At 59.1% G+C, this 12,832-nt stretch carries 8 protein-coding genes and 1 tRNA gene; 4 read left to right on the forward strand and 5 right to left on the reverse strand.

Going from position 1 to position 12,832, the window contains the following annotated elements; all coding sequences use genetic code 11:
* Positions 1–76: 76 nt before the first annotated feature.
* From IEN85_RS22935 to IEN85_RS22945, 3 genes are all read right to left on the reverse strand, one after another.
* Positions 77–151 (reverse strand) — tRNA-Arg (locus tag IEN85_RS22935).
* 128 nt (positions 152–279) lie between these two features.
* Positions 280–1,671, reverse strand: a complete 1,392-nt coding sequence (gene lpdA, locus IEN85_RS22940; protein WP_191619460.1) for a dihydrolipoyl dehydrogenase — start codon at positions 1,669–1,671, stop codon at positions 280–282.
* Between the two features lie 95 nt (positions 1,672–1,766).
* Positions 1,767–2,189, reverse strand: coding sequence for a phage holin family protein (locus tag IEN85_RS22945; RefSeq protein ID WP_191619461.1), 423 nt, complete (start codon positions 2,187–2,189; stop codon positions 1,767–1,769).
* Between the two features lie 66 nt (positions 2,190–2,255).
* Here IEN85_RS22945 and IEN85_RS22950 point away from each other — a divergent pair, with 66 nt between their 5' ends.
* Both IEN85_RS22950 and uvrA read left to right on the forward strand, forming a co-directional pair.
* Positions 2,256–3,443, forward strand: coding sequence for a glycosyltransferase (locus tag IEN85_RS22950; protein WP_191619462.1), 1,188 nt, complete (start codon positions 2,256–2,258; stop codon positions 3,441–3,443).
* Positions 3,444–3,542: 99 nt separating this feature from the next.
* Positions 3,543–9,389 (forward strand): excinuclease ABC subunit UvrA, encoded by a 5,847-nt coding sequence (gene uvrA / locus IEN85_RS24845; protein ID WP_191619463.1) that lies wholly within the window; start codon positions 3,543–3,545, stop codon positions 9,387–9,389.
* A 182-nt stretch (positions 9,390–9,571) separates the two neighbouring features.
* On the opposite strand, the gene IEN85_RS22960 is transcribed toward uvrA, so the two are convergent.
* Positions 9,572–10,264, reverse strand: a complete 693-nt coding sequence (locus IEN85_RS22960; protein ID WP_191619464.1) for a tRNA-uridine aminocarboxypropyltransferase — start codon at positions 10,262–10,264, stop codon at positions 9,572–9,574.
* Positions 10,265–10,317: 53 nt separating this feature from the next.
* Positions 10,318–11,493, reverse strand: a complete 1,176-nt coding sequence (locus tag IEN85_RS22965) for a hypothetical protein (RefSeq protein ID WP_191619465.1) — start codon at positions 11,491–11,493, stop codon at positions 10,318–10,320.
* A 385-nt stretch (positions 11,494–11,878) separates the two neighbouring features.
* On the opposite strand from IEN85_RS22965, the gene IEN85_RS22970 reads away from it, so the two are divergent.
* Both IEN85_RS22970 and IEN85_RS22975 read left to right on the forward strand, forming a co-directional pair.
* Positions 11,879–12,280 carry a DUF4190 domain-containing protein gene (locus tag IEN85_RS22970; RefSeq protein ID WP_191619710.1) on the forward strand — a complete coding sequence of 134 codons (402 nt, stop codon included), beginning with the start codon at positions 11,879–11,881 and terminating at the stop codon, positions 12,278–12,280.
* 2 nt (positions 12,281–12,282) lie between these two features.
* Positions 12,283–12,813 carry a B-box zinc finger protein gene (locus IEN85_RS22975; RefSeq protein ID WP_191619466.1) on the forward strand — a complete coding sequence of 177 codons (531 nt, stop codon included), beginning with the start codon at positions 12,283–12,285 and terminating at the stop codon, positions 12,811–12,813.
* Positions 12,814–12,832 lie beyond the last annotated feature (19 nt).

The raw sequence follows: 12,832 nt of genomic DNA on the forward strand, positions 1-12,832 counted from the left end.
CTTCGCTCCCCGCCGAACAAAACGACAGCAATCGCAAGTAAACCTAGGCCATCGCCTGCTCACTTCGAGCGGCAACTGGTACTCCCGGCGGGAATCGAACCCACATCTTCGGCTTCGGAGACCAATGTTCTATCCATTGAACTACGGGAGCAGCAGAAAATAACGCGGAAACCTTTTCAAAACCCGCCCCCGAAAGTCGAGGGCAAAGGTGAAAAGAAATAACAAAGGTGGGTCGGCCGCTCCGCGGGCAGCAACAACGACCCCACTTGAAAAAAACGACTAGATGTGGATCGCCTCGGAGTGCGTATCCGCGGCCGCCTCGGCGAGGGCCTCGCTCAAAGTCGGGTGAGCGTGGATGGTACCGTGGATTTCGTCGATCGTACCTTCCATCTCCATGGCGAGACAGTACTCGGTGATGAGCTCCGTCGCGTCGCGGCCTATGATGTGAGCGCCAAGGATTTCGCCCGTCTTGGCATCGCTGATCAGCTTGACGAACCCCTCGGAGTGAGCCCCTGCAACCGCCTTGCCGGAAGCCACGAAGGGGAACTTGCCCACCTTGTAGTCGAGCTTTTGCTCCTTCGCCTTCTTCTCGGTGACGCCTGTGCTGGCGATCTGAGGGTTGCAGTAGGTCGCGCCTGGGAAGTTCTTTACGCGACGCGGCTTGGCTGCGCCGAAAATGCCGTTAACGGCCTGAACCGCTTCGAATGTTGCCACGTGAGCAAGCCAAGGCGGGCCGATGATGTCGCCGGCTGCGTAGATGCCAGCCACGTTGGTCATGTACTTGTCGTCCACGACCAGGTAGTCGCGCTCGGTCTTGAGATTGAGCGAAGGGTTCACTGCACCATCGAGGAAGGCCACGACGCCAACCGCTTGGATCACGGCCTCGACCTCCAGCTCCACTTCCTTGCCCTTCTTTTCGTAGACAAGCTTGACGCCGTCCTTGGTCAATTCGGAGGCCTTCACCTGCACGCCGAGCTCGGACTTGATGCCTTGCTTCTTGAACTCGCGGCCCAAGGTCTTGGCGATTTCCTCGTCCTCAACGGGAACGAGTTGGTCCATCACTTCGAGAATGGTGACCTCCGTGCCAAACGCATTGAGGAAGTAAGCGAACTCCACTCCGATCGCGCCGGAGCCAATGATGGCAACCGACTTGGGCTGCTTCTTCATCACCAAAGCTTCGCGAGAAGTCATGATACGCTCGGAATCCGGCAAGAAAGGTAGCTTGCGAGCCCGGCAGCCGGTGGAGATGAGAATGTTGGAGGCGCTGAGCTTCTTGCCCTTGGACTTTCCTTCGACGATGGAAACCGTCTTGGCGTCGTCTACGTGAGCCTTGCCCACGATGTATTCGACCTTGTTCTTCTTGAAGAGAAACTCGATTCCCTTGGCCATCTGGTCCGCAACGCCTCGCGAGCGTTGGATGATCTTGCCGAAATCGTAGTCGACCGATCCGACCTTGATGCCGAACTCCTCGGACTTCTTGATCGAGTGGATCAGCTCCGCGCTCTTGAGGAGCGCCTTACTCGGGATACAACCCCAATTCAAACAGGTACCGCCCGCGCGATCCATCTCAACGCAAGCAACCTTCTTACCAAGTTGCCCGGCGCGAATTGCAGCCGCGTAGCCCGCTGGGCCACCCCCTACTACTACTAAATCGTATTTTACGTCAGCCATATCTGAATCCGGATTGTGAAAGCCTAGCGGGATAGCCCCACCTGCCCGAAGTGTCTAGCGCAATCGCCCGAAAAGCGATCCCAGTCCCGCTGAACTTAGATGTCGATGACGTCGTCCTTGGCCTTGACCTTGCGAGTCGGCCGTTTGGCCCCGCCGCCATTCGACCGCACCGTGAAGGACCGTCGTGCATTGCCGCCAATCCAGTTAGCGAACAACAAATTGAGGAAGGTTACCCACAGCGCTCCCCAAAAGGCCGCCCCGAAACTTACCACTTCAAAACCTGGCACCAACTCGCCTACCAGCAAGTACAGCAGGGCGTTGATAAATAAGATTCCCAGCCCCAAGGTCAGCACCACGAAAGGAAGCGCCAAAAAGACCAGAATCGGCTTCAACACCGCGCTGAACAAGCCCAAGAGCAAAACCACAATCAGCAAGGTCGTGTTCGCCTCGTAGTGGATCCCCTCCACGAAATAGCTGCCCAGCCAAACGCCCAGACCGCTCACCAGCCAACGTTTCAAAATAGAAGAAAATCCTTCTGATCCATCACGACTCATACCTGCTTAAACACTCGTGCAGCCCAGCGGTTGCACGCGAGCGCAAAATCCCACTCACAAATCCTTGCCCAGCTCACCCCCTCTCCCAAATCTTCCCACACCATTAACTCCCAACCACTCAATATCGCCATCCTGCAAGACCACCTGCGCAACGGCGGCACCGAGCAGCAGACCCTCGCCATCGCTCGCGGCCTCGCCAACGCCGGACACCACGTTCACCTCGTCGTCTTTCGCCGCGGCGGCTCCCTCGACCCACAAGCAAATCAATCCTCACCTTTCACCCTTCACTACTTAAACCAAGGCCTCCTAAAAACCGACTGGTTCGCTCCCGGCCTCAAAAAGCTGCTCGCCCGCCTCGCCCCCGACGTCGTTCTGCCCATGGGCCGCATGGCAAACTGCCACGCCGGCCTGCTCGCCCACGACAAGCGACGCCCCTACAAGCTCCTCGCCACCTTCCGCACGGGCCGCGCGGTCCCCTACCTCTATCGCCACGCCCTCAAACACGCCGACCACCTCGTCGCCAATTCCCAGGAAGCCCTCCGCCGCCTCGCCAGCGAGTACCGTATCCACCGCCCCGATACCTCCAGCGTCATCTACAACGGCTGCATCCGCGACTTCGAAACCCAGATCCCAAATGTGGAAAGCGGCCTTGCGCCGCGATCGCCCAACCAAGTCCCGCCGCCCCTCCACCTGGTCAGCGTCTCCATGTTCCGTCCCCAGAAGCAGCAGATCCGCCTGGTCCGCATCTGCTCCCAACTGCCCGACACCCTCGACTGGAAGCTCACCCTCGCCGGCGACGGCCCCACCCGCGACGCCTGCCAAGCCGAAGCCCAAAAGCTCCGCATCGCCGATCGCATCCACTTCCCCGGCCTGCTCAAAGATCCTCGCAGCCTCTATTTCGACGCCGACATCGCCGTCCATACCTCCGACCAGGAGTCCCTGCCCAATTTCCTCGTGGAAGCCCAAATGTCCGGCCTCCCCGTAATCGCCTACGACGTCAACGGCGTTAGCGAAACCTTTGTCGACAACGAATCCGGCTACCTCATCCCCCACCGCGACGAAACCGCCTTCCTTGAAGCGCTGCAAAAACTGGCACACGACCCAGCCCTCCGCCTCCAGTTCGGCGACGCCGCTCGCCTCCACGCCCGCAAAAACTTTTCCCTAAAATCGCAAACCACCGCGTACATCCGCCTCCTCAATTCGTTGACCGCATCCTAAGGTGGCTCGGCCGCTCCGCGGGCGAATAGCAACTCCCATCCTCCCCCCTATCACGTCTTTCCAATTTCCATCAACCTAGCACGACATCAGTGCAAACCAGTGACATCAGTGGTTCAAAACAACACGAAGCCCGACTCCATCCGCCTCCGCGGCGTCCGCCAGAACAACCTCAAGAACATCGACGTCGACATCCCGCTCGGCAAGTTCATCGCCGTCACCGGCCTCAGCGGAGCCGGCAAGTCCTCCCTCGTGTTCGACACCCTGCACGCCGAAGGCCAACGCCGCTACGTCGAAACCTTCTCCGCCTACACCCGCCAGTTCCTCGACCTGCTCGAAAAGCCCGACCTCGATTCCGCCGAGAACGTGCGCCCCTCCATCGCCATCGAGCAGAAGAACACCATCAAGACTTCCCGCTCTACTGTCGGCACCATGACCGAGCTCACCGACTTCTTCAAAGTCTGGTTCTCCCACGTCGCCGCCCTCTACGATCCGCAAACCGGAGCCCCCATCCACGATGACAATCCCCAGTCCATCTGGCAAAAAGCCAAGGAAAGCTACCCCAACCGCTCCCTCATCGTCGCCTTCGAAGTCAAGAAGCCCGAAAAGCTCTCCTGGAGGGAAATCCTCAAAAACGTCAAAGCCCAAGGCTACTCGAGAATTTTCGTCCAAGAAAAGCCCAGCGACGCCCCCAGTCTCCAACGTATAGAAGATCTTAGTGCCTCTTCGTGTACTTCGTGGGCAGAAAACACTCGTATCCACGTCGTCCAAGACCGTATCCAAATAGCGGACACCCACAAATCCCGCTTCCTCGAAGCTGCCGAAACCGCCCTCGAATTCGGGCAAGGCCAACTCCTCCTGCTCGAAAAAGACGGCTCCATCCTCGCCCGCCACTCCCGCGGCCTCCATTCCCCCGCCACCGGCAAGACCTACCGTCCCGCCAGCCCGCCCCTCTTCTCCTTCAACTCCCCCATCGGCGCCTGCCCCAAGTGCCGCGGCTTCGGACGCGTCATCGAGATCGACTACCGCCTCGCCATCCCCGACGCCAAAAAATCCATCGCCGAAGGCCTCATCAAACCCTTCGAAGGCCAAGTCTACGGTGAGTCCAAAAACGATCTCGTCCGCGCCTGCAAGCGTCTCAAGATTTCCACTACCAAGCCCTTCAACAAGCTCACCCAACGCCAGCAAGACATCGTCATCTTCGGCGAACCTGCCTACCAGAAACTCCCCGCAGGCAGCGATTCCAACGGACTCTGGTACGGCGTCAAAGGCTTCTTCGACTGGCTCGAACGCAACACCTACAAGATGCACGTGCGCATCTTTCTCTCCCGCTTCCGCGCCTACGTCAAATGCCCCGACTGCGACGGCACGCGCCTCCAGCCCGAATCCCTCTGCTGGAAGTGGAACGGCTACCGCCTGCCCGACCTCTACGAAATCCCCGTATCCGACCTCCAAGCACTCATCGAAAAATCCGTAGGAAGCGACCTCGCGTCGCGATTGGACAGCAACCACCAAGCCGACATCGCCAGCGCCTCGATTCTCTCCCGCCTCCGCTACCTCAACCACGTTGGCCTCGGTTACCTCACCCTCAATCGCCCCGCCCGCACCCTATCCGGCGGCGAAGTCGAACGCGTCAACCTCACCTCCTGCCTCGGAGCCTCCCTCGTCGACACCCTCTTCGTGCTCGACGAACCCTCCGTCGGCCTGCATGCCCGCGACATCGACCGCCTCATCCAGATCGTGCGCAGCCTCACCGACTCCGGCAACACCGTGGTCCTCGTCGAGCACGACGACGCCATGATCCGCGCCGCTGACCACGTCATCGAAATCGGTCCCGAGCCCGGCGCCAACGGCGGCCACCTCGTCTTCCAAGGCAGCCAGCAAGAGCTCCTAAAATCCAAAGAATCCATCACCGGCCAATACCTCTCCGGCTCCCAACAAATCCCTGTCCCCACCACAACCAGATTTGTAGGAAGCGACCTTGCGTCGCGATTCAACAGAACTTCGAGCAAAGAAGGGCCCTCCCTCCACATCGCCTCCGCCTCCAAGCACAACATCAAAGACCTCACCCTTTCCATCCCCCTCCAACGCTTCGTCTGCCTCTCCGGCGTTTCCGGCTCCGGCAAGTCCACCCTGCTCAACGCCGTCCTCTACCAAAACCTCATCGCCCAACGCGGGCTCCTCGCCGAAGACCCCGCCGCCATCGCCAGCATCAACAGCGACATCGACTTCGAGGAAATCACCCTCGTCGACCAATCCCCCGTCAGCCGCACCCCGCGCTCCAACCCCATCGTCTTCGTAGAAGCCTGGGACGAGATCCGCAAGCTCTACGGCAAGCTCCAAGCGTCCGTAGAAAACGGATACACCGCCTCCAGCTTCTCCTTCAATGCCGGCGACGGACGTTGCGAGCCCTGCAAAGGCCTCGGCTACGAAAAGATCGAGATGCAGTTCCTCTCCGACGTCTACGTGCCCTGCCCCCATTGCAACGGCAAACGCTTCAAGAACGAGCTGCTCGAAATCAAACACGAAGGACACTCCATCTCCGACCTGCTCGAGCTCACCATCGCCCAAGTCGTGGAGATTTTCGCCGAGTACCCAAAAATTCACGACAAACTCGCCGCCCTCGAACAAGTCGGCCTCGGCTACCTAAAGTCCGGCCAACCCCTCAACACTCTCTCCGGCGGCGAATCCCAACGCCTAAAACTCGTAAAGTACCTTCAAGGTAGGGCGGGCCGTCCCGGCACGCCGCGACAACCCGATCAAACCGGGTCCCTCATCCTACTGGACGAACCCACCACCGGCCTGCACAAGCACGACGTCCGCCGCCTCCTCGCAGTGCTGCAGCAAATCGTAGATTCCGGCCACAGCCTCATCGTCATTGAGCACAACATCGACGTGCTCAAGTCCGCCGACTGGATCATCGAGATGGGCCCCGACGCCGGAGCCAAAGGCGGCCAAGTCGTCTTCCAAGGCACCCCCGAAGCCTGCTCAAAATCCACCACCGAGACCGCCAAATACTTAGCGCCCGAATTTGGAAGTAGGGCTGCCGCTCGAGGCACGCCGCAACAACCCGATCACCTCCTCGCCGCCGAAGCCTCAACTCCCTACAACACACCCCTTAGTGACGCTTCGTGCCCTTCGTGGGCCAAAAACAACACAACCCCATCCACCACCGCACTCACCGTCACCGGTGCCCGAGAACACAACCTGCGCAATATCTCCGTATCCATTCCCCACTACGAATTCACAGTGGTCACCGGAGCCTCCGGATCCGGCAAGTCCACCCTCGCCTTCGACATCGTCTTCGGCGAAGGGCAGCGCCGTTTCATGGAATCCATGTCGCCCTACGCCCGCCAGTTCGTCGAGCAACTCCCCCGCCCCGACCTCGACCAACTCACCGGCATCCAGCCCACCGTCGCCATCGAGCAGCGCGTCACCCGCGGCTCCCGCAAGTCCACCGTTGCCACCATCACCGAAGTCGCCCAGTACCTGCGACTCCTCTACTCCCGCCTCGGCATCCCGCACAACCCCGATTCCGGCAATCCACTCATCGCCCAAAGCGAGACCGAAATCCAAAGCCGTCTCCAAAAAATCCTTACATCTCCAGAGGCAAAGAAAGCCAAGCATCTTTACCTGCTCGCGCCCCTCATCCGCAACCGCAAAGGCCACCACCAGCCCATCGCCAACTGGATCGCCGACCACGGCTACGAGATGATGCGCGTCGACGGAAAGCTGATCTTCACCGACGACTTCAAGAAGCTCGACCGCTACAAAGAGCACAACATCGAAGTCGTCATCGCCGACCTCAAAGGCGAAGTAAACAAAGGTGGGACGGCCGCTCCGCGGGCGTCAATCACTCGCCACCTCAAAGAAGCCCTCCAACGCGGCAAAGGCACAGCCCTGGTAATTCCCCAAGGTGGGACGGCTTCTCCGAAGACGTCTAAACAAGGCATCCAATACCTCTCCACCTCCCGCATGGACCCCGAGACCGGCGAGGCCCTCGCCGAGCTCGACCCCAAGGACTTCTCCTTCAATTCCCACAAAGGCTGGTGCCCCGCCTGCCGCGGACACGGCCGGATCTACCCCTGGATGCGCGAACGCCTCGAAGACGACGAAGAGCTCGCCAAAGCCATCGGCGCCGACGACTCCGGCGATGACGACGACTCCCAAGCCATCATCTGTCCGGAATGCGACGGCGAACGCCTCAACCGCACTAGCCGCCACGTCTACCTGTATCTAAAAAACGGCGACACGATTTCCCTGCCCAAGCTGCTCGCCCAAGATCCCAAGCAACTCCTCTCCACCCTCAAGAAGCTCAAGCTCGACAAGCGCGGCCAAATAATCGCCCGCGACATCGTCGCTCAGATCCACGAACGTCTCCAGTTTTTGGATAAGGTCGGCCTCGAATACCTCAGCCTCGACCGTCCCACCCAAACCCTCTCCGGAGGCGAAGCCCAACGCATCCGTCTCGCCGCCCAGCTCGGCTCCAACCTCGCAGGCGTGCTCTACGTGCTCGACGAACCCAGTATCGGCCTGCACGCCCGCGACGGCGACCGTCTCATCGAGACGCTCAAAAACCTCAAAGGCAAAGGAAACACCCTCCTCGTGGTCGAACACGACGACACCACCATGGAGCAAGCCGACCACATCATCGACCTCGGTCCCGGCGCCGGCATCCACGGCGGCGAAGTCATCGCCCAAGGCACCGTCGCCCAACTCAAGAAAAACAAAAATTCCCTAACCGGCCGCTACCTAAAAACCGGCATCCCCCACCCACTAAACGGCAAATACCGCCCCCTCCCCAAAGGTGGCGCGGCCGCTCCGCGGGCGCAAAAAGGTGGAGCGGCTTCTCCGAAGACGCCCAAGAAGAGTTCCGAAGCAAGCTACCTCTCCCTCACCAACGTCACCTTCCGCAACCTCAAGAAACAATCCGTCCGCATCCCGCACAACCGGCTGACAATGCTTTGCGGAGCCTCCGGCGCCGGCAAGTCATCGCTCGTCCGCGACCTCCTGGCCCCCGCCACAGCCTACGCCATCAAGGCTAAAAAAGACGCCATCACCGGTGCCGACTTCGCCAAAAACGGCCCCAGCATCGAAGGCAACGAAGGTGTCACCCTCTTCGACTCCCTCAGCGGCGCCAACGGCTTCCGCAGCGTCATCGAAGTGGACCAAAGCCCCATCGGAAAAACGCCCCGCTCCACGCCCGCCACCTACCTCGGCGTATTCGATATCATAAGACAATTCTTCGCCAGCTTGCCCGAGTCCAAGATGCGTGGATACAAGCCCGGACGCTTCTCCTTCAACACCGCCCACGGCCGGTGTGACACCTGTTCCGGAGCCGGTCGCGTGAAGCTCGAGATGAGCTTCATGCCCGACACCTACGTCACCTGCGAAGACTGCGGCGGCTCGCGCTACGGCCCCGAGCTGCTCGACCTGCATTGGAAAGGCAAGAACATCGCCGACGTGCTCGCCATGGGATTCGAAGAAGCAGCCGAATTCTTCAGCTTCCACAGCCAACTCGGCGAGATCATGCAACTCATGGTCGAGACCGGCCTCGGCTACCTCACCCTCGGCCAAAGCAGCCCCACGCTCAGCGGCGGCGAAGCCCAGCGCCTCAAGCTCGTTACCGAGCTCGCCAAAGGCCTGCAAAGCTACACCGAGCGCAGCCGCGGTATCCAAAGAACCAATCTCTACATCCTCGAAGAGCCCACTATCGGCCTACACCTCAGCGACTGCGAAAAGTTGATTCGACTCCTGCACAAACTCGTCGACCAAGGCCACACCGTGGTGGTCATCGAACACCATCGAGACCTCATCGCGGAAGCCGACTACGTCGTAGAAGTCGGTCCCGGCGGCGGCCCCAAAGGCGGCAAGATCCTCTACCAAGGCAACCTCGCCGGCCTCAAAAAATCCAAACGCAGCATCACCGCTCCGTATCTCAAGAAGTAGGAGCGACCTTGGTCGCGATCACTGTCCCTAGATCCTCAACCAACTCATATCGCGCCCATTCGAGAGGGTACGGGTCAGGCGATTGCCACCATCAATTCCACCGAGGAAACGCTGGCTAAAGCTCAGCGCTACGCTTTAGCCCAACCGGGTTACGAAAGGGCTACAGTCCCAAGGTCAGCCACTCAAAAGACCTTCCGCCGCTTCGATGGGTTGTATCGACTTTCCTCGGACGTCCTCTTCGACCGCGGCACGAAATCCGGGCGGCGATTCGCTTGCTCGCACTTCAACTGAAACGCCTGCATCTCCATAAAGAGATCGAGCATCTGCTGCTGATCCCTGTATTCGTCCAAGCCACTCCGTTCCAGGGCTAGCAGCAGCTCGTGAGCTGCCTCCAGCGTCGACAAGCAGCCCGCCTCCGGCTGGCGTTTGATTACGTAACGACTGGGAGCCGCATTGGAAAACATAACCTTGGGCAAGCCCTGCAAACACTCGCTGAAGCGCAACATGCCCCGCGCCAGCCGCCAAGTAGCATCCAACAAAAACACCACCAATCGCCGCTCCCCCAATTCCTCGGCGCGCAGCTCGCCCTTCGACAGATCACGGGCCTCCTTGCCCGGGTAAAGCAACACCGGAAAATTCGCAGGGTCCTCGATCAATGCCCGCACCGCTCTGTGGCGATCGAAGTCTTCGCCCACATGCAACTCGCTATCGGCAAGGCAGAGGTGAGTCAGACGCCCCGTATTCAGTTTTATGTGACGATGCTCGTAAGGGTGCATCAGGATCACGAATTTCGTGCGCGTCGGCATGGGCGTCACCTTTCCGCACCAGCACAGTTGCTGAGGCCTGTTGCACTGGTAGCACATCGCTCGTCCCATGACAGTTCAGCCTTTTCCGCTTCGATTTGCCCTCGCCGACCGGCCGGATCCACTCACCATCCCTCTTTCAAGCGAGCGCGAAGCTCCTCTATTATAGAGTCAGCTTCCTTTGCGATATCGATGACTTCCACTGCCACCACGCCAATCGATCCAAAGTCGATGAGCTGCTGCTCCCGGCAAGACTCCAAGGCGGTCAGAGCATCATCCAGATAGACTCTCGCCCGCTTCAATCGTGCGATGATCATAGCGCAATTATCTAAACAGGGCGGCCAATCCACATCATCGAGGGCTCCAGAAAGCTTCACGCCCGCCTTGGCTACGGATTCCACCAGATAGGCAGCCGGATGCTCTTCGTGAGCTCCATCGGGCACCCATTGCCCCTCGCGTTTAGCCTTGAACAGTTGCAAAGTCAGCTCCCGGGCCCGCTCCGACAAGGCATGCTCCTCGACGCCAAAGACCTCCATGTTCAAGCTCAGCTCCTCCTCCCCAACATCCATAGCCTCTTCCATCCACTCGATATTGGGCTCTTTGGTTTCGCCGCTAAGGCGCTCGATCTCCTCCTTTATGATCCGATCGTAATCGCAATCGATGCTTTCCCGCTCTAGTCGAGCGTTGATACGGTCCGTCAAAATATCGTTCCGGTGCAGCATACGGTCGGCCTCCTCCTCGCTCATTGGAGAAGCGTCCCAATCATTGTCCTCTTCTCCTTCCGCCGATTCAACCGCGTCGGCCAAGGTATCCATAAACCCCACCATCGCTTGCTCGTTAGCCAAACGCTGGCTCTCCTCCTCCTTTTCCGACATCTCCCAAGCCACTTCGCCGACGATGTTCAACTGAAAATTCGCCGACTCGATCACCACCCGGCCGTTCAGCACGCTGAACCACTCGAGATACAACGAATTCCCCCAATGCCACGGGAACGGCTTCTTCGCCGCGTAGTACTCGCCGATCTCCTCCATGGGAACGTCAGGCACCTTCACTTTCCGCGAAGCGGTTATATCGCCCACCTTCCCCTTCTGTTCCGCTTTCAGCGCTTGGTGAACCGCGCCTTTCGGCTCCGGGTTGACGAACTCCAGCTTCCGCCCCGCCAGGTCCCGCCAACAATTCCCCGCCAAATCGAGCACGACCGGATCGCTCCAGCCCACCAGCCAGATCCGTCCCACGACGCGGCCACGTTCACAGTTGTCGATTTCGCCTCGGATTACCTGTTCGTCGATTCGCAATGCCATGCCCCATGAAAGGACAGACCCGACCCCAGTGGCCAGAACGCAATGGCCGTTAACAAAAAAACAAGTAAGGGGCAAAGATCACGGTCATCCCACCACTTCCCATTCATCTGCTCACAATACGGAGCCCCATAACCTTCGCTCACGGTAGCGAGCGAAGCCACTGCTCGCCCGACCGACCTGACGTATCCACTATTAAAACACGCGATCCGGCAGGGTACCTTGTTCCGATTTATCGATACGAAGCGGTTTTCCGCAAAGGCGCCAAACCACAATTTCGAACTAACTAGGCACTTATAAAAACGCGCGAATCCAAGATTGACCAAGATGCGCACCTCACTTACGTATTCTCCCTCCTCTATTGTAAGTTTCTCGCCCTCCTCAACCTATGAACTGCGTAAACCACCCTGAAACGCCGTCCGATGCTCGCTGCACCGGTTGCCAAGAACCCTTCTGCCAAGACTGCCTCGTTGAAATCAACGGCGAGAAGTATTGCGGATCCTGTAAAGTCATGGCCGTCGACAGCCAGGCTCCCGTCAATCTAGACCAAGAAGAAACGATACCGAACAAACAAGCTGGTGAAGCCCTCATAATGGCCATCATCGGCATTTTCTGCTTCGGTTTCATCCTCGGCCCCATCGCGATCTACAAGGCATCGAAAGCGAAGAAGGAGATGGACGAGGATCCAAGGCAGTCCGGTCGCGGCAAAGCGACAGCCGCCCAGGTCATCGGCTGTATCATCATCCTCCTGAATGTCATCTCAATCCTTTCGGTAGTCGCCGGCGTTTAACGATGAGTGAAGCCAGCAAATCCCCAGAGGTGCAGCCACTCACGCCAAGCCCGGAGCTAGAGGGGAATCCAGTGCTCGCCTGCCGTTCCCACCCCAGCGTCAAGGCGGAGGCGGCCTGCAAGCATTGCGACGCGCCCATCTGCAACACATGCGCCTTCACCTATCCGAATGGCCTTGTGCTCTGTCCGAGCTGCGCCTCAGCGAAGCCGGAAGTGATGACCCCCAAAAGGATCCAAGGCAGACGGATGTCCTACATCATGGCCTGGATCGCCACTTTCTTTTTCATCGTCATATTCGGCGGATACACGGCACCCCTGTTCGATACGATGACTGAAGACGAGTACGAGACCCTCGCCGGGTTCCTGATCATATTCCTCGTTCTCGCGCCCGCAGTCGCTGGACTTTCCTTCGGAATCGGTTCGCTCAACAAACGGAGAGGGAATCCAGTTTCAATCCTAGTGCCACCCATTTGGAACGGCATCCTCATCGGCATGTTCGTTCTCCTTACGATCATCGGTCTTTTCGCATACTGAAATACCTCCATTCCCCGCC

This window comes from Pelagicoccus enzymogenes (assembly GCF_014803405.1).
GTDB lineage: Bacteria > Verrucomicrobiota > Verrucomicrobiia > Opitutales > Opitutaceae > Pelagicoccus > Pelagicoccus enzymogenes.

Excerpts from the sequence above, each read along its gene's own strand:
- lpdA (WP_191619460.1), bottom strand. The coding sequence starts at position 1,671 with ATGGCTGACGTAAAATACGATTTAGTAGTAGTAGGGGGTGGCCCAGCG.
- IEN85_RS22960 (WP_191619464.1), bottom strand. The coding sequence starts at position 10,264 with ATGGGACGAGCGATGTGCTACCAGTGCAACAGGCCTCAGCAACTGTGC.
- IEN85_RS22965 (WP_191619465.1), bottom strand. The coding sequence starts at position 11,493 with ATGGCATTGCGAATCGACGAACAGGTAATCCGAGGCGAAATCGACAAC.
- IEN85_RS22970 (WP_191619710.1), top strand. The coding sequence starts at position 11,879 with ATGAACTGCGTAAACCACCCTGAAACGCCGTCCGATGCTCGCTGCACC.
- IEN85_RS22975 (WP_191619466.1), top strand. The coding sequence starts at position 12,283 with ATGAGTGAAGCCAGCAAATCCCCAGAGGTGCAGCCACTCACGCCAAGC.